Below are 23,394 nucleotides of genomic sequence, written 5' to 3' on the forward strand. Positions count from 1 at the left end.
CCTTACGCCTTCTCGATGTTAACTAAAAACGCTTTGTATTCCGGCGTTTGCGAGTTTGCATCACCGACGTTCGGCGTCAGAGTGTTGGCGATATAGCCTTTACGTGCGACCCCTTCAAAGCCCCAGTGAATCGGGATCCCCACCGTTTCGACCTGCTGACCGTTAACCTGCAAGGTGCGCAGACGGCGTGTGACCACCGCAACGGCACGAATAAATCCGCGCTGGCTGCTGACTTTCACATAGTCGCCGTTGGCGATACCTTTCGCGGTGGCCAGGGTTTCGCTGATTTCCACAAACTGCTCTGGCTGGGCGATCGCATTCAGCAATGCATGCTTGGTCCAGGTGTGGAAGTGCTCCGTCAGACGGTAGGTGGTACCGACATACGGGAACTTATCCTTTTTACCCAGGCGCAAGGCATCTTCTTCATACAAGCGCACCGCCGGATTGGAAATCACGTTTGGATGCAGCGGGTTGGTTCCCAGCGGCGTTTCAACCGGCTCGTAGTGTTCCGGGAACGGCCCTTCCGCCATTTTATCAATGGCGAACAGACGCCCCAGCCCTTCCGGCTGCATGATAAACGGCCCGGTTGCGCTGCCCGGCGGGGCAGTGTTGAAGTCCGGAATATCGTTACCCGTCCATTTCGCACCGTTCCACTGGATCAGCATCCGCTTCGGATCCCACGGTTTACCCTGCGGATCGGCGGAAGCGCGGTTATACAGTACGCGGCGGTTCAATGGCCACGCCCACGCCCAGCCCAACGTGTTACCCAGACCTGAAGGATCGGCGTTGTCACGGTTGGCCATTTGGTTGCCCTGCTCCGTCCAGCTACCGGTATAAATCCAGCAGGAGGAGGCCGTAGTACCGTCATCGCGCAACTGAGCGAAACTGCTCAGTAACTGGCCTTTCTTCGCAATCAGCACACCGTTGGCGTCATAGAGATCGGCCAGCGCATAGCCGTTGTTTTCTTTGGCGACCTCTTCGGATTCCGGATGGTCGGGCTGCTTGTAGTTCCAGCTCATTTTCAGCAGCGGCTCTACGCCTTTACCGCCTTCATTGCGATAGAGATCGCGCAGACGATGGTAAATCCCGGCCAGAATTTCGCCGTCATTGCGGGCTTCGCCTGGCGCATTCTGGCCTTTCCAGTGCCACTGCAGCCAGCGACCGGAGTTAGCAATCGAGCCATCTTCTTCCGCAAAACAGGTGGACGGCAGGCGGAACACTTCGGTCTGAATCGACGCCGGGTCGACATCGTTTGACTCGCCGTGGTTCTGCCAGAACGTAGACGTTTCTGTCACCAGCGGATCGATAACGACCATGTACTTCAACTTACTCAGGGACTGCACCACTTTGTTTTTGTCCGGGAAGGACGCCACCGGGTTGAAGCCCTGACAGATATAGCCGGTCACTTTACCGCTATCCATCATGTTGAAGTATTTAATGACGTCGTAGGACTGATCCCATTTCGGCAGCCACTCAAATCCCCAGTCATTCTCTTTCTGCGCCGCGTCGCCGTAGAACGATTTCATCAGGCTGACAAAGAACTTAGGATAGTTGCCCCAGTAGTTCACCTGGTCGGCCAGCGTTGCTTTCGGCGTATTGGCCTGCAGATAGGTTTGCAGATCGGTCTGTTTCTCTGACGGCAGCGTCAGATAACCGCTCAGACTGGTAGAAAGAAGACCTAAATCCGTTAAGCCCTGAATGTTGGAGTGACCACGCAAGGCGTTCACGCCGCCGCCGGCCATGCCCATGTTGCCGAGCAGCAACTGGATCATCGCCATCGTACGAATGTTCTGCGCCCCGACGGTGTGTTGCGTCCACCCCAATGCATAGAGGAAGGTGGTCGTACGATCGGCCGCGCTGGTGGAGGCTAACACTTCACACACTTTCAGGAAGTCGGCTTTTGGCGTACCGCAGATGTTTTCCACCACATCCGGCGTATAGCGGGAAACGTGATGTTTCAGCAAGTTCCACACGCAGCGCGGGTGACTTAGCGTGTCATCGCGTTTTGCATAGCCGTTTTCATCGAACTGATAGTTCCATGAGGACTTATCATACTGACGTTTTTTCGCGTCATAGCCGCTAAACAGGCCGTCGTCGAAAGCAAAATCATCCCGTACCAGCAGGCTGGCATTGGTGTAATGCTTCACGTACTCCGCGTTGATTTTCTGATTTTCGATCAGGTACAGCAGAACGCCAGACAGGAACGTAATGTCCGTACCGGAACGGATCGGCGCATAGATATCCGCAACCGACGCTGTACGCGTAAAGCGAGGATCGACGACAATCAATGTCGCATCATTATTATTCTTCGCTTCCATCGCCCAGCGGAATCCCACCGGATGTGCTTCAGCGGCGTTACCGCCCATCACCATTACGACATTGGCGTTTTTGATATCAACCCAGTGGTTGGTCATCGCACCGCGACCAAATGTTGGAGCAAGACTTGCTACCGTTGGTCCGTGTCAGACGCGTGCCTGGTTGTCGACTGCCAGCATGCCGAGCGAGCGCACAAATTTTTGCGTCAGCATACCGGTTTCATTACTTGCCGCAGAAGCGCAAAGCATCCCGGTAGACAGCCAGCGGTTGACGGTGACGCCCTGCTCGTTCTTTTCAATAAAGTTGGCGTCACGGTCAGCTTTCATCAGTTTTGCGATACGGGAGAATGCTTCATCCCAACTGATACGCTGCCATTTGTCTGAACCCGGCGCGCGATATTGTGGATAACGCAGGCGGTTTTCACTGTGAACATAGTCCAGCAGACCCGCGCCTTTAGGGCATAACGCCCCACGGCTTACCGGATGGTCCGGGTCCCCTTCAATATGGTAAATCGCTTCCTTCGCGTTTTTGGCTCCATCTCCGAGGCTATACATTAATAGCCCGCATCCCACGGAACAGTATGTGCAGGAGTTTCGGATCTCTTTGGCGCGCAGCAGTTTGTAATTACGCGCCTGAGCCAGTGCAGACTTGGGGGCGAATCCAAGCGCTGCGACTGTTGTTCCTGCCATACCGCCCGCGCAGATTTTAAAAAATTGTCTGCGGCTGACGTCCATTGCTTTCCTCTTTTTTACAGGGATGTAACTTCGCGACGAAACTAACAGCTATGACCATATCTTTTTTGCGTCAAATCAATAACGAATCGGTTCCGCTACTAAATAGTGCCGTTTGCCGAACATTTATACCCACAAAGAAGTATTGGGCTGGACGATTTATTAACGCCCGACAGTTTAAAAGTGCTATAAATTTCAGCTTCTTTAATGAATAGGAACGAGGACAGACGAACAGAATGACGAGAAAAAAAGCAACGCTAATTGGACTGATTGCCATCGTGCTCTGGAGCACCATGGTGGGGTTGATTCGTGGCGTGAGTGAAGGACTTGGACCGGTGGGCGGCGCGGCAATGATCTATTCATTAAGCGGACTGTTGCTTATTTTTACGGTTGGCTTTCCTAATATTCGTCACTTTCCTGTTCGTTATTTAATCGCTGGCAGTTTCCTTTTCGTTACTTACGAAATATGCCTGGCGCTGTCGCTGGGTTATGCGGTGACGCGACATCAGGCTATTGAGGTCGGCATGGTCAACTATTTATGGCCCAGCCTGACGATTCTTTTTGCCATATTGTTTAATGGACAAAAAACAACCTGGCTGGTCATTCCTGGATTAATTGTGGCGTTGACCGGTGTCTGTTGGGTATTAGGCGGTGAAAATGGACTCAATCCTGGTGAAATAATCAGCAACATTGCCACCAACCCATTAAGCTATTTTCTCGCCTTTCTGGGCGCATTTATCTGGGCGACATATTGTACAGTCACCAACAAATATGCCCGGGGATTTAACGGAATCACTGTCTTTGTTTTGCTCACTGCCGCAAGTTTATGGGTCTACTATTTACTGACGCCACAGCCTGAAATGCATTTCACCCTTCCCGTCACCATCAAGTTATTTTCGGCGGCATTAACGTTAGGTTTTGCTTACGCGGCGTGGAATGTTGGAATTTTGCACGGAAATGTCACTATCATGGCCGTGGGTTCTTATTTCACCCCCGTGATGTCGTCTGCGCTGGCTGCGGTTCTTTTAAGCGCCCCCCTTTCATTTTCGTTCTGGCAAGGCGCTATTATGGTGTGTGTCGGTTCACTGCTCTGCTGGCTGGCAACACGCCGTGCCTGACGCCAAATATCGGGTCTTAATATCGTCCACTGGATGAAAAACGACCCGACTGCCTATTTCCTGTTACAAATTCTTATCTGACAGTTATTACGTGGATATCCCACACGTAGAAAATTCTTATTTGCTTTTTCACCGTTTTATTGCCATACCGTTAATACCATACCGGCTGCTCATTTTGGCGTCACATGAACAAATTGTATGCAACCATTTTCTTTTGTGTTAAATATGTTATCAATATGATTATATTTTGATAACACTCAGCATTTTATGCTCAAAGGAAACTGTATTCATGCATATAGTTAGTAAGGGCAACTAACGAATATCAAACAATAAATACAGATATAGTCCCTCTCGTAAATATATCTATGCAGTAAGTTCCTAATTTAAACTAAATTTCTCAGCTCTATTATGTAGATCTGGATCACATAACTGTAAATATTCAGTAATATTATGAAACTTATTATTGAACTTATACCACTGCGTAATTTAAAAATGGTCTGCCATTGACTGACGGGTTCGTTTAGAAATGGTTTAGGAAACACACTAAGAAAATTATAAGGATTATTGAGCATGAAACTTAAATTAGTTGCAGTGGCAGTGACTACCCTGTTGGCAGCAGGTGCTGTAAACGCAGCAGAGATATATAACAAAGACGGCAACAAACTGGATCTGTACGGTAAAGTACACGCTCAGCATTATTTCTCTGATGACACCAAGAGTGATGGCGACAAAACCTACGCTCGTATGGGCTTCAAAGGCGAAACGCAGATCAATGACCAACTGGTTGGTTTTGGTCAGTGGGAATATGAATTTAAAGGCAACCGTACTGAAGATCAGGGTTCCGAAGGCGACAAAACTCGTCTGGCATTCGCTGGTCTGAAATTCGCAGAATACGGTTCTTTCGACTACGGCCGTAACTACGGCGTAGCGTACGACATCGGCGCATGGACCGACGTTCTGCCTGAGTTCGGTGGTGATACCTGGACCCAGACTGACGTGTTCATGACCAGCCGTACTACTGGCGTTGCAACCTATCGTAACACCGACTTCTTTGGTCTGGTTGAAGGTCTGAACTTCGCCGCTCAGTACCAGGGCAAAAACGACCGTAGCAACGTTAAAGAAGCTAACGGCGACGGTTTTGGTCTGTCTACCACTTATGAGTACGAAGGCTTCGGCATCGGTGCGACCTATGCTAAATCTGACCGTACCGACCGTCAGAACAAGAGCACTAACGGCGTGTTCACCGCTGACGGCGACAACGCTGAAGTATGGGCTGCTGGTCTGAAATACGATGCGAACAACATCTACCTGGCAACCACCTACTCCGAAACCCGTAACATGACCACCTATGGTTCAAATGTTAACGGTATCGCGGATAAAGCGCAGAACTTTGAAGCGGTTGCTCAGTACCAGTTCGACTTCGGTCTGCGTCCGTCCATCGCTTACCTGAAATCCAAAGGTAAAGACATCGGCGGTTTCGGCGACCAGGATCTGGTTGAATACGTTGACCTGGGCGCGACCTACTACTTCAACAAAAACATGTCTACCTTCGTTGATTACAAAATCAACCTGCTGGATGACAACAACTTCACTCAGATTGCTGGCGTAAGCACTGACAACGTTGTGGCTGTAGGCCTGACCTACCAGTTCTAATTTTGTTGTAGCCTGAAATCAAAGCCAGCCCATGATGGGCTGGCTTTTTCTCTTGATCCAGACTCGGTCATAAGGAGTATGCCGTGCAGACGTTCACAGGTCGTTGTCTTTGCGGACAAAGTCATTTTACCGTTAACGTCGAAATGCTTGATGTTTATGCCTGCCACTGCACGTTGTGCCAGAAATGGTCAGGTGGTATTGCCATGTATCTGGAAGCCAGCGGTCAACCGCTGATGTCGCCAGAGTCATCAGAACCTTCGCACTTTCCCTCTTCAACACGTGGAGAACGTTTTTTCTGTTCCGGTTGCGGATGCCCACTGTGGTTTACGTTGACCGACAGTGAGCGCTATTTTATTCCGTGGACATTGCTGGAGCTTAACGAGGTCGATCGCCGTCGCCTGATCCTGGCAGCCGAAATCTACACCGAAACGCAACCCGCTTTCTGGCGGCTCACGGGGCAATATGCCCGCCTGAGCGGTAAGGAAGTTGAGGAGATGGATTACCCTTGCCAGTTAGCCCACTAAATTAATGCTGTTTTATGCGGGCGAGACTGAACCACATCCCGAGTGCCAGCAGGATCAACAAACTTCCGGCGCTGCTTAACGCCACACTGTGCGACCAGGTGAACGCCTGTCTGGCCGCCCCAAGAACCGCTTCGCCAAGATTCGGTGAGAGTGTATGGGCAAGTTGTACCGCCTCACCCATTGATGACGACGCGCGTTCTATCTCCTGCTCGTTTAACCCCTCCGGCAGCATGACAGACGCCGAGAAACTCCGGCTCAGCAGTAAACCGAAGATGGCGATACCTAAGCCTGCGCCCAGCTCATAGGCCATCGTTTCAATGGCGCCCGCTGCGGCGGCTTTTTCTGCCGGTGCCGCCGCCATAATGGCCGCCGTTGACGCCAGAAGCGCACTGGCAGCGCTGAATCCCAGCAATGCCATCAGCCCCCAGGCTTGCCACTGTTGGCTACTGAAGTCGGTCAGCGCCAGACCGTAGAAACTCAACGCGCTGAGCGCCATCCCGCCCGTCGCCACCCAACGCAACCCCAGTCGTGATACCAGCATTCCGGCAATCGGACCGCTGAATCCGCTGGCCACCATCACGGGCAACATAAACAGCCCCGCCTGATACGGCGTTAAACCGTGAACAAACTGAAGCTCCTGCGCCATCAGCAGTTCAAATCCCACCAGCGTTATCATCGCGGTCATCGCCATCACCACGCCGCTCAGGATAATACGGTGAGTAAAAAGACGCATGTCGATCATCGGGCGCGAAGCCGCCAGTTGGATGCGCACAAACGCAGCCAGTAACAGCGCTCCCACCAGTAACGTCAACGCAATCACGCCGACCGCGAGGTGCCCTTTCAGCGCCGTTTTTGCGCTATAGACCAACAGCAAAATGGCGATGATCAACATGATCGCGTGCGCCAGGTTGAGCGACTGCTCGCGACGGCCTGCCTGTGGCGGAACAAAGCGCGCCGTCAGTCCCATCACCAGTAAGACAATCGGGACGTTGATCAGAAATACCGAGCCCCAGTAGAAATGCTCCAGCAACATACCGCCGACCAGGGGACCGAACGCCGCGCCCCCCGATCCAACGGCGGCCCACACACCCAGCGCCATATTGCGATGACGCGCTTCAGAGAAGGTGGCGCGGATCCCCGCCAGCGTCGCAGGGACAATCATTGCAGCACCGATCGCCAGCAGCGCCCGTGTTGCAATCAGCAGACTGGCGCTATGAGCAAACGCAGCAGCCAGCGAGGCCAGACCAAACAGGCTCCCGCCCAGCAACAGTAGACGTTTAAAACCAATGCGGTCGCCCAGCGCGCCCATCGGTAGGACCATCCCGGCCATCACCAGAGAATAAATATCAATGATCCACAGCAGCTCGTTGCCACTGGCGCCCAGCGTCATACTCAGCGTGGGGGCGGCAACATGCAGCACCGTTGCGTCAATCGCAACAGGGATGTAGACCAGCACAATAATCACTAACGTTAACCACTGACGAAACATAAAACTCCCACTAAAAACAAAGTTGGACACATGTCCAGCTTTAGCGATCCTACGGAAAGTTGAACGCATGTCCAGCTTTTTGTTACACTGCCGTCACGGTGACCAGAGTGAGAGACGGATGAGCTATTTAAATCGGGATGAACGTCGCGAAGTGATTTTGCAGGCAGCCATGCGCGTTGCGTTACAGGAAGGCTTTAACGCCATGACGGTAAGACGTATTGCGACAGAAGCCAGCGTGGCGACCGGGCAACTTCACCACCATTTCAGCAATGCGGGAGAACTGAAATCGCAGGCATTTATTCGTCTGATTCGTACCCTGCTGGATACCAACATTGCACCGGAGAACGCCACCTGGCGCACGCGCCTTCATGCCATGCTGGGTAGCCACGACGGCGGTTTTGAGCCGTACATTAAACTCTGGCGGGAAGCGCAAATCCTGGCGGACAAAGATCCTGAAATCAAAAATGCGTATCTGCTGACGATGAAGATGTGGCACGAAGATACCGCGCGACTGATCGAGCAAGGTCGTGAGGCCGGTGAGTTCACCTTCACCGATGGCGTGGCGGAGGACATCGCCTGGCGTTTCATTGCGCTGGTGTGTGGTCTGGACGGTATGTACGCGCTTGGCATGACGGAAATGGCCGATCCTGCCTTTGAACGGCATCTGGATCACATGATTTCACGGGAACTGTATATCTGACGTTAAATATGAATGAATAATACACCTTCATAATTTACATTTAGTAACACTTAAGCAACCTGTTATTCCCCCTTCACGTCACGTGGCTTCGCTTTCTTATCTATCCTTTCAAACAATATTCTCAAAAAAAGCCAATAATTTCTAAAAAGAGCCATTGCGGCTCAGCCTCTTATTATTTCTTTTTCATGAACGACGCGGGCATGTGAGGGTAATATGGCACCACAAAATGAGAGAAAAAATCGTTATCTTTTAAATGACTGGAAGCCTGAAAACCCCGCTTACTGGGAAAACAAAGGTAAGCATATCGCCAGAAGAAACCTCTGGATATCAGTATCTTGTCTGCTGCTCGCCTTCTGCGTCTGGATGTTGTTTAGCGCCGTCGCCGTTAATTTGAATAAAGTAGGCTTTAATTTCACCACCGATCAACTCTTTTTATTAACCGCATTACCTTCCCTTTCCGGCGCCATATTACGCGTCCCCTACTCCTTTATGGTGCCCATATTTGGCGGGCGTCGCTGGACGATTTTTAGCACTGTGATTCTGATTATTCCTTGCCTGTGGCTCGGTTTTGCGGTGCAAAACCCCGCCACTCCCTATGGGGTATTTATTGTTATCGCGTTGCTGTGCGGTTTTGCGGGTGCCAACTTTGCCTCGAGTATGGGCAATATCAGTTTTTTCTTTCCCAAATCGAAGCAAGGCAGCGCCCTGGGGATTAACGGCGGTTTAGGCAACCTGGGCGTCAGCGTGATGCAGATGGTCTCGCCGCTGGTGATTTTTCTGCCCATCTTCACGTTTCTCGGCGTACAAGGCGTCCCACAAGCCGACGGGTCGTTGTTGTCGCTGGCAAATGCCACCTGGATTTGGGTTCCGTTGCTGATTGCCGCCACCATTGCGGCCGGGTTGGGAATGAATGATATTTCCAGCTCAAAATCCTCTGTCGCCGCACAGCTGCCGGTACTCAAACGTTTTCATCTCTGGTTGTTAAGCCTGCTGTACCTCGCCACGTTTGGATCGTTTATCGGCTTTTCCGCCGGATTCGCCATGCTGGCGAAAACACAATTTCCCGATGTGAACATACTGAAACTGGCCTTTTTCGGCCCGTTTATCGGCGCGCTGGCACGCTCTGCCGGCGGCGTTATTTCCGATAAGTTCGGCGGCGTGCGCGTGACGCTGATTAACTTCATTTTTATGGCCTTGTTTAGCGCCCTGCTGTTTCTCACCTTGCCGGGTTCGGGTTCCGGCAGTTTTACCGCCTTTTATCTGGTGTTCATGGGGCTTTTCCTGACCGCAGGTCTGGGAAGCGGCTCGACCTTCCAGATGATTGCGGTGATCTTTCGCAAAATCACGATTTACCGGGTGAAACTGCACGGCGGGACGGAAGAACAGGCTCAGCGTGAAGCGGTGACGGATACCGCTGCCGCGCTTGGGTTTATCTCCGCTATTGGCGCGGTGGGCGGTTTCTTCATCCCGAAAGCGTTTGGTTCATCTCTGGCGCTGACCGGCTCTCCGGTTGGCGCAATGAAAATATTCTTAGTGTTTTACATCGTCTGCGTGCTGGTGACCTGGCTGGTCTATGGCCGTAAATCACAAAAAAAATAACAAACATATTCATGTAGGCCTGATAAGACGCGTTAGCGTCGCCATCAGGCGTTGAAATAATGCCGGATGGCGGCACAAGGCCTTATCCGGCCTACATGCCTGACACATTATCGGAGCAGGAGAAATGTCATGAGTAAACTGCTGGATCGCTTCCGTTACTTTAAGCAAAAAGGTGACACCTTCGCTGAAGGTCACGGTCAGGTTATGCATACCAACCGGGATTGGGAGGACAGCTATCGCCAACGCTGGCAGTTCGACAAAATCGTGCGCTCGACTCACGGGGTTAACTGTACCGGCTCATGCAGCTGGAAAATCTACGTCAAAAATGGCCTGGTGACCTGGGAAACACAACAAACCGATTATCCGCGCACTCGCCCGGATCTTCCCAATCACGAGCCGCGCGGCTGCCCACGCGGCGCCAGCTACTCATGGTATTTATACAGCGCTAACCGACTCAAATATCCGCTGGTGCGCAAACGGTTGATCGAACTCTGGCGCGACGCCCTCTCCCGCCAGCCCGACCCGGTTCTGGCCTGGGAATCGATCATGAACGACCCGCAAAAGTGCCAGAGCTACAAACAGGTGCGCGGACGCGGCGGATTTATTCGCTCAAACTGGAAAGAACTCAATCAGTTGATCGCCGCCGCCAACGTCTGGACGGTCAAAACCTACGGTCCCGATCGCGTCGTCGGTTTCTCGCCGATCCCGGCCATGTCGATGGTCTCCTACGCCGCTGGCACCCGCTACCTGTCGCTGCTCGGCGGCACCTGCCTGAGTTTTTATGACTGGTACTGTGATTTACCCCCGGCATCGCCGATGACCTGGGGCGAGCAAACGGACGTCCCGGAATCGGCCGACTGGTACAACTCCAGCTACATTATCGCCTGGGGTTCTAACGTGCCGCAGACGCGTACCCCGGACGCCCACTTCTTTACCGAAGTGCGTTACAAAGGCACCAAAACCATTGCCATCACGCCCGATTATTCAGAAGTCGCCAAGCTGTGCGACCAGTGGCTGTCGCCGAAGCAAGGTACCGACAGCGCGCTGGCCATGGCGATGGGCCATGTGATCCTGAAGGAGTTCCATCTCGACAACCCGAGCGACTACTTTATCAACTACTGTCGTCGCTACACCGATATGCCGATGCTGGTTCTACTGGATGCGCGTGACGACGGCAGTTACGTTCCTGGGCGGATGATGCGCGCCTCCGATCTGGTGAACGGTCTGGGCGAGAGCAATAATCCAGAATGGAAAACGGTCGCCCTGAATAGCGCGGGAGAACTGGTGGCACCCAACGGTTCGATTGGCTTTCGCTGGGGTGAGAAAGGCAAATGGAACCTTGAAGCGCTGGCGGCAGGAAACGAAACGGAACTGTCGCTATCGTTGCTGGGTCAACATGATGATGTCGCGGGCGTGGCGTTCCCCTATTTCGGCGGTAATGAGAATCCCCATTTTCGCAGTGTGAAGCAGGAACCTGTGCTCATTCGCCAGCTCCCGGTAAAACGCCTGACGCTGGCCGACGGTAGCGTGCGTCCGGTGGTCAGCGTCTACGATCTGGTGCTGGCCAATTACGGGCTGGATCGGGGTCTTGATGATGACTGCGCCGCCAAAGAGTACGCCGAGCTCAAAGCCTATACGCCTGCGTGGGGCGAACACATCACCGGCGTGCCACGCCGTCATATCGAACAGATCGCCCGTGAGTTTGCCGATACCGCCCACAAAACCCACGGACGGTCGATGATTATCCTCGGTGCCGGTGTGAACCACTGGTATCACATGGACATGAACTACCGGGGGATGATCAACATCCTGGTCTTCTGCGGTTGTGTCGGGCAAAGCGGCGGCGGCTGGGCGCACTATGTCGGGCAGGAGAAACTGCGTCCGCAAACCGGCTGGCTCCCGCTGGCGTTCGCGCTGGACTGGAACCGGCCGCCGCGCCAGATGAACAGCACTTCGTTTTTCTACAACCACTCCAGTCAGTGGCGCTATGAAAAACTGACCGCGCAGGAGTTGCTCTCGCCGCTGGCGGACGCCACGAAATTTACCGGGCATCTGATCGATTTCAACGTCCGGGCAGAACGCATGGGCTGGCTGCCTTCTGCGCCTCAGCTCAATCTCAACCCGTTAACCCTGAAAGCCAACGCGGATCAGGCCGGATTATCCCCGGCGGAGTACACCGTTGCGGCGCTCAAATCTGGTGAAATTCGTTTCGCCTGTGAGCAGCCGGACAGCGGAAAAAACCATCCGCGCAATCTCTTCGTCTGGCGTTCAAATCTGCTGGGTTCCTCCGGTAAGGGCCACGAGTACATGCTCAAATACCTGCTGGGCACCGAGAGCGGTATTCAGGGCGAGGCGTTAGGGTCGCACGAAGGGATTAAGCCTGAAGAGGTCGAATGGCAGTCTGCCGCGATTGAAGGCAAACTTGACCTGCTGGTGACGCTCGATTTTCGGATGTCCAGCACCTGCCTGTTTTCCGACATCGTGCTGCCGACCGCCACCTGGTATGAAAAAGACGACATGAATACCTCGGATATGCATCCGTTTATTCATCCGTTATCGGCCGCCGTGGACCCGGCCTGGGAATCGAAAAGCGACTGGGATATCTACAAAGGGATCGCCAAATCGTTCTCAGAGGTGTGCGTCGGGCATCTTGGCAAAGAAACGGATGTCGTACTGCAACCGCTGCAACACGACTCTCCGGCCGAACTGTCACAACCCTTTGATATTCAGGACTGGCGCAAAGGCGAATGCGACCTCATTCCCGGAAAAACTGCGCCCAATATTGCGGTGCTCGAACGTGACTATCCGGCCACTTACGAGCGTTTTACCTCACTTGGACCGCTGATGGACAAGCTGGGTAACGGCGGTAAAGGCATCTCCTGGAACACCCAGACGGAGGTCGATTTCCTCGGCAAGCTCAACTACACCAAGCGGGATGGCCCGGCGAAAGGGAGACCGTTGATCGACACCGCCATCGATGCCTCTGAAGTGATCCTGGCGCTGGCGCCGGAAACCAACGGCCAGGTGGCGGTGAAAGCCTGGGAAGCGTTAGGTGCCATTACCGGTCGCGAACACACCCATCTGGCGCTCAACAAAGAAGACGAGAAAATCCGCTTTCGTGATATCCAGGCGCAGCCGCGTAAGATTATCTCCAGCCCAACCTGGTCCGGTCTGGAAAGCGAGCATGTCTCCTACAACGCCGGTTACACCAACGTCCATGAGTTGATCCCGTGGCGCACGCTCTCGGGTCGCCAACAGCTTTACCAGGATCACGCCTGGATGCGCGCGTTTGGCGAAAGTCTGGTGGCGTACCGACCGCCTATCGACACCCGCAGCGTCAGCGCGATGCGGGAGATCCCCCCTAACGGCTTCCCCGAAAAGGCGCTCAATTTCCTGACGCCGCACCAGAAATGGGGCATTCACTCCACCTACAGCGAAAACCTGCTGATGCTGACGCTGTCGCGCGGCGGGCCGATTGTCTGGCTTAGCGAGACCGACGCCAAAGAGTTAGGTATTGAAGACAACGACTGGATTGAAGCCTTCAACGCCAACGGCGCTCTCACCGCCCGCGCGGTGGTGAGCCAGCGTGTTCCACCAGGGATGACCATGATGTACCACGCCCAGGAACGCATCATGAACATTCCTGGATCGGAAATCACCGGTATGCGCGGTGGCATCCACAACTCGGTGACGCGCGTGTGCCCGAAACCGACGCACATGATTGGCGGCTATGCCCAACTGGCGTACAGCTTTAACTACTACGGCACGGTGGGTTCGAACCGCGATGAATTCATCATGATCCGCAAAATGAAACATGTTAACTGGCTGGATGATGAAGGTCGGGATCAGGTACAGGAGGCGAAAAAATGAAAATACGTTCGCAGGTTGGCATGGTCCTCAATCTTGATAAGTGCATCGGCTGCCACACGTGCTCGGTGACCTGTAAAAACGTCTGGACCGGGCGTGAAGGCATGGAGTACGCGTGGTTTAACAACGTTGAGACTAAACCGGGTATCGGGTATCCGAAGAACTGGGAAGATCAGGAGGAGTGGCAAGGCGGCTGGGTTCGTGACGTTAACGGTAAGATAAGGCCGCGTCTGGGCGGCAAAATGGGCGTCATCACGAAAATCTTCGCCAACCCGGTCATTCCGCAAATCGATGATTACTACGAGCCGTTCACCTACGATTACCAGCACCTGCATAGCGCGCCTGAGGGCAAAAATCTGCCCACCGCCCGTCCGCGCTCGTTGATTGACGGCAAACGGATGGACAAGATTATCTGGGGGCCAAACTGGGAAGAGCTGCTCGGCGGGGAATTTGAAAAACGCGCCCGTGACCGTAACTTCGACAAAATGCAGAAGGAGATGTACGGTCAGTTTGAAAACACCTTCATGATGTATCTGCCGCGCCTGTGCGAACACTGCCTGAACCCCAGCTGCGTGGCAACCTGCCCGAGCGGCGCGATTTACAAACGTGAAGAAGACGGCATTGTCTTGATTGACCAGGACAAATGCCGGGGCTGGCGTCTGTGCATCAGCGGCTGTCCGTACAAAAAAATCTACTTCAACTGGAAGAGCGGCAAATCTGAAAAATGCATCTTCTGTTACCCGCGTATTGAATCGGGCCAGCCGACCGTCTGTTCAGAAACCTGCGTGGGCCGCATCCGTTATCTCGGCGTGTTGCTCTACGATGCCGAGAAGATTGAAGAGGCAGCCAGTACCGAACATGAAACCGACCTCTATGAGCGCCAGTGCGACGTGTTTTTGAATCCTCATGACCCGGCGGTGATTGAAGAGGCGCTGAAACAGGGAATTCCACACAACGTGATTGAGGCGGCCCAGCGTTCGCCGGTCTACAAGATGGCGATGGACTGGAAGCTGGCCCTGCCGCTGCACCCGGAATACCGCACCCTGCCGATGGTCTGGTACGTCCCGCCGTTGTCGCCCATCCAGTCGTATGCCGATGCTGGCGGATTGCCGCAGACTGACAGTATCCTGCCTGCCGTCGAAAGTTTGCGGATCCCGGTGCAATATCTCGCCAATATGCTCAGCGCGGGCGACACCGGTCCCGTGCTGCGCGCCCTGAAACGAATGATGGCGATGCGCCATTACAAACGCTCACAAACCGTGGAAGGCGTCACGGACACCCGCGCGATTGAGGAAGTGGGATTAAGCGTTGAACAAGTTGAAGAGATGTATCGCTATCTGGCCATTGCCAACTATGAAGACCGCTTCGTGATCCCAACCAGCCACCGGGAAATGGCGCGCGATGCCTTCCCGGAGAAAAATGGCTGCGGCTTTACCTTCGGCGACGGTTGCCACGGCTCAGACACCAAATTCAACCTGTTTAACAGCAGCCGAATCGACGCCATCGATGTCACGGAAGTGCGCGATAAAGCGGAGGGCGAATAATGCAAATTCTCAAAGTGATTGGGCTGCTGATGGAATATCCCGATGAATTTCTTTGGGAGTGTCGGGACGACGCCCTCGCGCTGGTTCGCAATGAAGCGCCGATGCTGAGCGACTTCGCGGCCGATCTCCTCAATGCGCCCTTGCTCGAGAAACAGGCGCAATGGTGCGAAGTGTTTGATCGTGGTCGCGCCACCTCGTTACTGCTGTTTGAGCATGTCCATGCGGAGTCTCGTGACCGGGGTCAGGCAATGGTGGATCTGCTGGCGCAATATGAAAAGGTCGGACTGCAGCTTAACTGCCGGGAATTGCCGGACCATCTTCCCCTCTATCTGGAGTACCTGAGCGTTTTGCCGGAGGCCGAGGCCAAAGAGGGATTACAGAATGTCGCCCCTATTCTGGCCCTTCTGGGCGGGCGCTTAAAACAGCGCGAAACCCCGTGGTATCACCTGTTTGACGCGTTGCTAGCTCTGGCAGGAAGCCCACTTTCAAGTGACAGTGTCACCAAACAGGTCAACAGTGAAACGCGCGATGACACGCGTCAGGCACTGGACGCGGTGTGGGAAGAAGAACAGGTGAAGTTTATCGAAGATAACGCCACCGCCTGTGACAGTTCACCGTTACAACATTATCAACGCCGCTTTAGCCAGGACGTGGCGCCACAGTATGTTGACGTCAGTTCGGGAGGTCCGAAATGATACAGTACCTGAACGTCTTTTTTTACGATATCTACCCTTACCTGTGCGGTACGGTGTTTATCCTCGGCAGTTGGTTACGCTACGATTACGGGCAGTATACCTGGCGCGCCGCCTCCAGCCAAATGCTGGACAAACGCGGCATGGTGTTATGGTCGAATCTGTTCCATATCGGCATTCTGGGGATTTTCTTCGGACACCTGTTCGGGATGTTAACCCCGCACTGGATGTACGCCTGGTTTCTGCCCATGGCGATGAAACAGCAGATGGCGATGATTGCCGGCGGCCTCTGTGGCGTGCTGACATTGGTCGGCGGTACGGGTTTGCTGGTTCGCCGCCTGACCAATCCCCGAATTCGCGCGACCTCTTCCACCGCCGATATTCTCATCCTCTGCATCCTGCTGTTTCAGTGCATCCTGGGTCTCATATCGATCCCCTTTTCCGCGCAGCACCCGGACGGCAGCGAAATGCTGAAACTGGTCGGTTGGGCGCAGTCAGTGGTGACCTTCCAGGGGGGAGCGTCTGCGCATCTGGACGGTGTGGCATTGGTCTTCCGGGCGCATCTGGTGCTGGGAATGACCATCTTCCTGATCTTTCCTTTTACCCGTCTGGTTCATGTCTGGAGCGCGCCGTTTGAATACTTCACGCGTCGCTACCAGATTGTCCGCTCGCGTCGCTAATCCTCTGTGCCGCCGGATAGCCTTCACTCTCCGGCGGCTGGCGCGTTATGATGGTTCTCCGACCTAAGGAGAACCCGAATGAAACCCCAGGTTTATCATGTTGATGCTTTCACCTCCGTACCGTTTCGCGGTAACTCGGCGGGCGTCGTGTTACATGCTGATGGACTCAGCGAGGCGCAAATGCAGCTTATCGCCCGCGAACTACGTCACAGTGAAACGGCATTCGTCTTAAAAAGCGACGAGAGCGATGTACGCATTCGTTACTTTACGCCAACGGTTGAAGTACCGATTTGCGGCCATGCGACCATTGCGGCGCATTATGTTCGCGCCACCGTACTTGGGTTAGGGAATGGTACCGTCTGGCAAAGCTCGCTCGCCGGACGTCACCGGGTCGATATCCTTGCGCAAGACAACGGCTATCGCATCACGCTGGAACAAGGTACGCCGGGTTTTGAGCCGCCGCTTGAGGGTGAAACGCGCGCCGCCATCATCAGCGCATTCCACCTTGGTGAAGACGATATTCTTCCCGGCCTGCCGATTCAGGTGGCGACAACGGGACATTCGAAAGTGATGATCCCGCTGAAACCCGGCGTCGATATTGACGCCCTTTCCCCCGATCTTGCGGCACTGACGGCCATCAGCCAGCAGATTGGCTGCAACGGCTTTTTTCCGTTCCAGATCCGCAGTGGCAAAAACGAAACCGATGGACGCATGTTCTCACCGGCGATCGGTATTGTTGAAGACCCGGTGACAGGCAACGCCAATGGTCCGATGGGGGCATGGCTGGTTCATCACAATGTGATGGCGCACGACGGCAATACGTTGCGTGTTCTGGGGCATCAGGGACGCGCGCTGGGACGCGATGGCGTCGTCGATGTGAACGTCACTATCCGCGATAATCAGCCAGTAAAAGTGACGATCTCCGGCACCGCAGTGATCTTATTCAGCGCCGAATGGGCGATTGAACTCTAAGGGGTCAGTTTGGATATCGAAAATTATTGTACGTTAAGATGATTTTTTGTACTGACTGACCAGGGAGCGTTGAACGGCACTGTTGCAAAGTTTGATTCTCCCGAAAAATAGGGAATTGCAGCCACAAGTTATTGTGCCAACTCCCGTATTGGTCCACAAAATGTGCCAGGGAAATGTTCTGCGATAAAACTTTGCAACAGTGCCAACATGATCAGGTAGCATCAAGAAAACAGCAGATTACCTGACACTGCCTTAATGCGACACAAACGCCCCGAGGGGGCGCTTGCAAGACCACGCCATCTTGCGGCGTAGGGTGCCAACACCTGTTACTCCTCCGCTGTGATGACCTCCCCCAGCAGTTCGCGCACGTCACCCACGGTAAAGATGGTCCGGCCCTGGGCGTACTGCTCGGCCAACAGCTGGTTGCAACGGGTCAGCCGCTCGCTCGGTTTGGCCCACTGTTCGGGTGGCAATGGCGCACTCCAGGCTGCCAGCTCGGGATGGGCGGCGAAGTAACGCCCGGCGAAGCGCTGCTGCAAGCGGCTCTGGATATTGATGCGCAATATGCCAAAGCGGGTGCCGTTAAGTTCCCACCAGAGCCGGCGCAGGGGGGAGAAGGCGCTGCGGGGTATCTTCCGTTCCCGGCAGAATTCCTCAATCATGCCGTCAAAGGTGACGGAGGCCGGCTCGTCGATGGCCTCGGGGCCTTCTTCCATATAGCGGCGGAGCATCTCCCACTCGCCGGCCCCCACCTCCTTGCTGAGGGTGCCGACATTCATGCCGGACCAGAAATAACCGGGCCGCTCGTCCGAATTGATACCGAAAAACAGGCTCGCCATGGTCATGACACCGCTGACCGAAACGGCTGAGCCCTCTCCCACCATGGCGCACATATCTTCCCAGGGGAAAATCCGGACCTCGGTGCGTCTGGTGCGCTTGTCCCAGCGCGACAGCATCACCTCGCGGCGCTGGCGGTGAAAGCGAAAAGGCAACACCCGACGTAGCTGCTGCTGATGCTCCCACAACATTTTTACCGTTAGGAGTAAAGCAAAACCTGGCCCCATCCCCAACCCCAGAACGACCCCCACCAGATTCATCCAGCTAAATTCAATCACCCATTGCCCTGGCCCCACCCAGACTTCCTGATAGTTGCCAGCCCAGACGCCGGCCCAGCCCTGACCATTGCTCAAACCATCACCTGGTGGCCCCCAAAACATTCCAGCAGAGAGGAGTAAGCCAAGCACCCAAAACATATACAGGGTTTGTGTTTGAAAGAGAGACCCTCCCGCTCCCCCCAGCTCGATATAGTGGGGGTGCTTTTGGGTCAGCCAGTCGGTGCGGCGCACCGGCGGCACATTGGTCATCACCGGCAGGGGGCTGAATACGGTGCGGGCACCGAGGCGCTCCTGACGGTGCTGACCGGCAAAAAATGGCAATGCAGAGTGTTTCATGGGTCCTCGTCATCAGGTCAATCCGCCGGAGGGCATGGCTCTTCGGCGGAGACTGGCCCAATTATTTTCCTGCTTCCGGATGGGTATCAAAGGCGGACATCACCGCCGCCAGTTCCGCCTCGGTAAAACCGTGCTTCGCATCGTCAACGCCCAGTCCAAACCGCGTCTGCAACAGCGCGTACAGACTGGCCACATCGGGTAAATTGATCTGCTCTATCGCGTGACCATCCTGGTAGTGGGTAAAGTGAAAGTTGGTTAACGTCAGTTTTCCGCCGTCCGGCAGATGGCGACACATCAACAGATGGTGACGGAAATGCGATTGCGGCCAGTGCGCCGACCAGAAGTTGCCCATCACATAATCGCTTTGATGCTGTATGCCGAGATCGAAACGGTACATGGATTGCCAGTGATCGTGATGGCGGAACTGCAAAATCCACTCTTCGTTCTCCTGAACCAGACGGTATTCTCCGTGAGGTGTCTGTTGTTCAAGGTCGGCCTGCAACCGGATCGGCGCGGTCAGCGTTTGCCCACCGAATCCTACGTCGGCTATCCACTGTTCGCCCTCTAACTCAACCAGTAACAGGCGATGCGTGCGCGGCGGCATGCTCGCCGGATTTGCCAGCACCACTCTTCCCAGCAAACTGCGGACGGTAAATCCGATCTCACGTAATGCCCGTTCAAAAACGCCGTTTTGTTCGAAACAGTATCCGCCACGACGTGCAACGATCAGTTTTTCTTCCAGCGATTGATCGTCAAGCTGTATCTCGCGGGGTAGCAACACATCAAGGTTTTCAAACACGATGGCGCTGTTGTGATGTAAATGCAGCGCCCGCAGGGTATCGATGTTGACCGCCGCCGTGGCTGACCAACCCAGGCGGGAAAAATAAGCGTGTAAAAAAGGCGTCATAAGGCATTCCTGTTGATAGCATCCTGTATTTATAACGTATTTTTATTGTTGCACAGGCGATTTTGTGCGGTGAATAGCGACAACGGGGCGACAAAATCGCTAATCCCGTTAATATCAATACTATTCCCGTTACGTTTTTCATCTTTCTGAGGAACTGCCATGAGCCATTTTCGCCCTGTTGAGTTAACGCATGCTTGCCGTCTGTTAAATCATGGCCCGACGATTCTGATCACCTGTCGGGACAGTCACACTGAACGACGTAACGTGATGGCGGCGGCGTGGTCCATGCCGGTCGAATTTGAGCCACCCCGTATCGCAATTGTGGTCGACAAAAGTACCTGGTCGCGCGAACTGATTGAGCGTAGCGGCATGTTTGGCATTGTGGTTCCTGGAGTGGCCGCCACCAACTGGACCTATGCGGTCGGCAGCGTTTCAGGACGTGTGGAAGACAAATTCAACTGCTACGGGATCCCGGTGGTGAAAGGCCCGGTGCTCGGATTGCCGATGATTGAAGAAAAATGTCTGGCCTGGATGGAGTGCCGGTTGTTGCCTGCGACGTCCGCGCAAGAGAAATACGATACACTGTTTGGCGAAGTGGTCTCAGCCTCTGCCGACGAACGAGCCTTTGTGGAAGGTCGCTGGCAATTTGACGACGACAAGCTCAATACCCTGCACCATTTAGGCGCCGGAACCTTTATCACCAGCGGGAAACGGGTCACGGCGGGATGAACGCCTCACGTTAAGGATAAAGTTGAATTCTGCTCCACGGTTATTACACCCTAATTCACACTCTCTGGGGGCGGGACTTTCCGCCCGTTTTACGTATGTATGAAGTTTATGACGCCAAATAATAGAAAACCTGCCTATACCATCTGGGCCAAACGTGAAGATATGGTTGAACGCGGAATGGCGATCAGCCTGCCGTGGTTCGCTTTTGTGAACATCAGCTTTGCGTTGATGATCCTTTTCCGTCGCGCCCTGTTTACTGATGCGGATACCCTGTATCAGGCGAAGATAAGCCTCCTCCAGTCCATCGACAGCGCGGTGATGGGAATTGTGCTGATCAGCGTCATCCTGATTTTCTCGCCACGGCGAAAATCGTGGCTGAATCAGGGTTTGCTAGTACTGCTGAGCCTGCTCTGGTCCTTGTGCATCTACTCGTTCATCGACCAGTGGCAATTACCGGTTGCCTATCCACTGTGTTCCATCTTGCTGCTCAGTGCCGTCGTGACGCTCTATTTTCACACCCCGACTTTGCTTTCCTACGTGATACCGCTGTGGTTCACGGTGCCGGTTGCCAGTGTCGTGCTTAACCACGGTATCAATCCCCACTTTGCGGTCGTTTGGGTCATCTTCACGCTGATTATGCTCGGTGGGCGCGTCATCCTGCTTCGCTGGTTCGATGAAGCCTGGTATCAGAACCAACATAACAACGTGCTTATTTCTCGCCTTGACGCCCTCGCGCACCGAGACGCGCTGACCGGCGCGGCAAACCGACGCGCGCTGGAGGATGTGCTGCACAGCGCCACCGCCAATGACAGCGCGTTCACTCTGCTGATGCTCGATGTCGATTTTTTTAAACGCTACAACGATACCTATGGGCACCCGAAAGGCGATGCATGTCTGGCGCAGGTAGCGGAAGTGTTGATGCAGTCGGTGCGTAGCCCAGAAGATGTGGTTGCGCGCTACGGCGGCGAGGAGTTTGCGGTAGTGCTGTTTGGCGCGTCGCTGCCGGAGGCTGAGCAGGTGGCCGCCAGAATCAAAGCCGGTCTGGAGACAGCGGCAATCCCCCACTCCGCGTCAACGGTAAGTGACAACGTCACGGTAAGTCAGGGTATCGCCTGTTCAGCGAAAGATAAAACGGCTGAACAGACGATTGCAGAGGCCGACGCCGCACTGTATCGGGCAAAACAGGCCGGGCGGAATCGTTGGTCACGCTAGCCGGTTACATACTGTAGCCCGGTTTTTTGATCAGTGTCTCCATCTGGGGGGCGATCTCCGCGTCCCAGACCGCTTTCCACTCTGCGGGTTGGATTTCGTTTAGCGCCACGCTCACCGAACTCTCTTTACTTTGCAGGTGGCGGACGATCACGGCGGTAATGTCTGTGGCCAGTGCGGTCTTCTCATCGTCATTCAGTTCGCGGGGAAAACATTTAATATCGACGTGCGGCATAGCAGGCTCCTTATTGTGAATGTGCGATCAAAACTAGCATACCCACCCGCAAGCGGATTAAATAATTTCATTGTTTTTCAGCACCGTCCGCAGTTGCGGTATCTGGCATACCGCGTCGGCAATCGCGCTAATGTTCGGCGTATGTTCCTGAAACCAGTCATGTCCTGGCCCCCAACTGCGCATCACACCCAGATAGCAATCCAGCAGCGTGAGCTGTTCGCCAAAGGCGTACGGTTCGGCAATGAGCCGATCGTTTAGCCAGAGATAGAGCGACTTGCGGTATTCCAGGCACGATGTTTTCAGCTGCAATGGCGCGTCTGTGGTCCAGCGCTCAGGATAATCGGCATAGGTAAAGGTGGGATACACATTCGCCACCAGCCAGATAAGCAGACGCTGGAACTGCTGCCGCTCCGGATGATGAACAGACGGAGCAAGATCGGGACGACGATCGAGGATCATCAGCGCGATGGCTGCAGTTTCCGTCATGATGTCGCCATTTTCCAGCACCAGCGTCGGTACCTGACACAGCGGATTGCGTATTTTCAATAAATCGCGTTGCGGTCCCTCGTCATCGAAACCGGTGACATCGACAAATTTATACGGGATTTCAGCCAGGGTCAGCATGACCTCGCTGATTGCCGATCCCCAACCGGGTACACCATAAACAGTCATCATACCGCCTCCAGCGTGCGTAAAACGCTAAGTGTAGAACAGCCTGGCCAGTTGCAGGTTTCTGCCCAGGAATACGGGCTAAAACCGCTGTCATTTTCGCAATAACCCCCACTGGCTGAATCGAGGCCATCCCCTGCCTCTTCTGACTTCATGAATTCTTATGCATTGGTTTTGCGTCAAAAAAAATTAGCAGGTAGGATGCTGCGCCACCCATGTTTATCCCTACCCAGAATAACGGGAAAAGATGAGTGGCATGCAGCGAAGCAATCGTTTGAGTCGCCAGCGGTACGGCAAGCTGCGTTCCTT

19 protein-coding genes are annotated in these 23,394 nt (G+C 54.2%); 12 read left to right on the top strand and 7 right to left on the bottom strand.

Annotation, left to right across the window (positions count from 1 at the left end; genetic code table 11):
• Positions 1-2 precede the first annotated feature (2 nt).
• Positions 3-3,050, bottom strand: coding sequence for a formate dehydrogenase-N subunit alpha (fdnG, locus tag AC07UY_RS16385; RefSeq protein ID WP_494701574.1), 3,048 nt, complete (start codon positions 3,048-3,050; stop codon positions 3-5).
• A gap of 233 nt (positions 3,051-3,283) precedes the next feature.
• Here fdnG and yddG point away from each other — a divergent pair, with 233 nt between their 5' ends.
• The 3 genes from yddG to AC07UY_RS16400 all read left to right on the top strand — a co-directional run bounded on the left by yddG (position 3,284) and on the right by AC07UY_RS16400 (position 6,342).
• A complete protein-coding gene (gene yddG, locus AC07UY_RS16390; RefSeq protein WP_494660149.1) occupies positions 3,284-4,165 on the top strand; it encodes an aromatic amino acid efflux DMT transporter YddG in 882 nt (293 codons plus the stop codon).
• Between the two features lie 570 nt (positions 4,166-4,735).
• Positions 4,736-5,818 carry a porin OmpC gene (gene ompC / locus AC07UY_RS16395; RefSeq protein ID WP_494660148.1) on the top strand — a complete coding sequence of 361 codons (1,083 nt, stop codon included), beginning with the start codon at positions 4,736-4,738 and terminating at the stop codon, positions 5,816-5,818.
• 83 nt (positions 5,819-5,901) lie between these two features.
• The gene (locus AC07UY_RS16400; protein WP_494660147.1) at positions 5,902-6,342 is read left to right on the top strand and encodes a GFA family protein; all 441 of its coding nucleotides are present in this window, start codon (positions 5,902-5,904) and stop codon (positions 6,340-6,342) included.
• A 1-nt stretch (position 6,343) separates the two neighbouring features.
• Here the strand turns inward: AC07UY_RS16400 and AC07UY_RS16405 are convergent, their stop codons facing one another.
• Positions 6,344-7,831 carry an MFS transporter gene (locus AC07UY_RS16405; protein ID WP_494660146.1) on the bottom strand — a complete coding sequence of 496 codons (1,488 nt, stop codon included), beginning with the start codon at positions 7,829-7,831 and terminating at the stop codon, positions 6,344-6,346.
• A gap of 118 nt (positions 7,832-7,949) precedes the next feature.
• Here AC07UY_RS16405 and AC07UY_RS16410 point away from each other — a divergent pair, with 118 nt between their 5' ends.
• From AC07UY_RS16410 to AC07UY_RS16440, 7 genes are all read left to right on the top strand, one after another.
• The gene (locus tag AC07UY_RS16410) at positions 7,950-8,531 is read left to right on the top strand and encodes a TetR family transcriptional regulator (protein ID WP_494701575.1); all 582 of its coding nucleotides are present in this window, start codon (positions 7,950-7,952) and stop codon (positions 8,529-8,531) included.
• A 213-nt stretch (positions 8,532-8,744) separates the two neighbouring features.
• Positions 8,745-10,130, top strand: coding sequence for a NarK family nitrate/nitrite MFS transporter (locus AC07UY_RS16415; protein ID WP_494701576.1), 1,386 nt, complete (start codon positions 8,745-8,747; stop codon positions 10,128-10,130).
• A gap of 129 nt (positions 10,131-10,259) precedes the next feature.
• Complete coding sequence (locus AC07UY_RS16420) at positions 10,260-14,000, top strand: nitrate reductase subunit alpha (protein ID WP_494701577.1); 3,741 nt, start codon at positions 10,260-10,262, stop codon at positions 13,998-14,000.
• A complete protein-coding gene (gene narH, locus AC07UY_RS16425) occupies positions 13,997-15,541 on the top strand; it encodes a nitrate reductase subunit beta (protein ID WP_494701578.1) in 1,545 nt (514 codons plus the stop codon). Before AC07UY_RS16420 ends, narH begins: the two co-directional genes overlap by 4 nt.
• The gene (gene narW / locus AC07UY_RS16430) at positions 15,541-16,236 is read left to right on the top strand and encodes a nitrate reductase molybdenum cofactor assembly chaperone (RefSeq protein WP_494701579.1); all 696 of its coding nucleotides are present in this window, start codon (positions 15,541-15,543) and stop codon (positions 16,234-16,236) included. The genes narH and narW overlap by 1 nt, the downstream gene beginning before the upstream one ends.
• Positions 16,233-16,913, top strand: a complete 681-nt coding sequence (gene narI / locus AC07UY_RS16435) for a respiratory nitrate reductase subunit gamma (RefSeq protein ID WP_494660141.1) — start codon at positions 16,233-16,235, stop codon at positions 16,911-16,913. Before narW ends, narI begins: the two co-directional genes overlap by 4 nt.
• A gap of 78 nt (positions 16,914-16,991) precedes the next feature.
• Positions 16,992-17,885 (top strand): PhzF family isomerase, encoded by an 894-nt coding sequence (locus AC07UY_RS16440; protein ID WP_494701580.1) that lies wholly within the window; start codon positions 16,992-16,994, stop codon positions 17,883-17,885.
• 326 nt (positions 17,886-18,211) lie between these two features.
• On the opposite strand, the gene AC07UY_RS16445 is transcribed toward AC07UY_RS16440, so the two are convergent.
• Positions 18,212-19,336: a hypothetical protein gene (locus AC07UY_RS16445; protein WP_494701581.1), complete on the bottom strand. Its 1,125-nt coding sequence runs from the start codon at positions 19,334-19,336 to the stop codon at positions 18,212-18,214.
• Positions 19,337-19,397: 61 nt separating this feature from the next.
• Positions 19,398-20,243, bottom strand: a complete 846-nt coding sequence (gene nhoA, locus AC07UY_RS16450; protein WP_494701582.1) for an N-hydroxyarylamine O-acetyltransferase — start codon at positions 20,241-20,243, stop codon at positions 19,398-19,400.
• 159 nt (positions 20,244-20,402) lie between these two features.
• Between nhoA and AC07UY_RS16455 the strand changes: the two genes are divergently transcribed.
• Both AC07UY_RS16455 and AC07UY_RS16460 read left to right on the top strand, forming a co-directional pair.
• Complete coding sequence (locus AC07UY_RS16455; protein WP_203361165.1) at positions 20,403-20,972, top strand: flavin reductase family protein; 570 nt, start codon at positions 20,403-20,405, stop codon at positions 20,970-20,972.
• A gap of 162 nt (positions 20,973-21,134) precedes the next feature.
• Positions 21,135-22,184, top strand: a complete 1,050-nt coding sequence (locus tag AC07UY_RS16460) for a GGDEF domain-containing protein (protein WP_494701612.1) — start codon at positions 21,135-21,137, stop codon at positions 22,182-22,184.
• 4 nt (positions 22,185-22,188) lie between these two features.
• Here AC07UY_RS16460 and pptA read toward each other — a convergent pair whose 3' ends face one another.
• The 3 genes from pptA to AC07UY_RS16475 are packed head-to-tail and all read right to left on the bottom strand — an operon-like array spanning position 22,189 to position 23,240.
• Entirely contained in the window at positions 22,189-22,416 is a 228-nt protein-coding gene (pptA, locus tag AC07UY_RS16465) for a tautomerase PptA (RefSeq protein ID WP_494660137.1), read from the bottom strand.
• A 57-nt stretch (positions 22,417-22,473) separates the two neighbouring features.
• The gene (locus AC07UY_RS16470; protein WP_494660136.1) at positions 22,474-23,091 is read right to left on the bottom strand and encodes a glutathione S-transferase family protein; all 618 of its coding nucleotides are present in this window, start codon (positions 23,089-23,091) and stop codon (positions 22,474-22,476) included.
• Positions 23,088-23,240, bottom strand: a complete 153-nt coding sequence (locus AC07UY_RS16475; protein WP_494660135.1) for a hypothetical protein — start codon at positions 23,238-23,240, stop codon at positions 23,088-23,090. Before AC07UY_RS16475 ends, AC07UY_RS16470 begins: the two co-directional genes overlap by 4 nt.
• Between the last annotated feature and the right edge of the window lie 154 nt (positions 23,241-23,394).

The organism is Citrobacter sp. GW821-FHT02E08 (assembly GCF_059421685.1).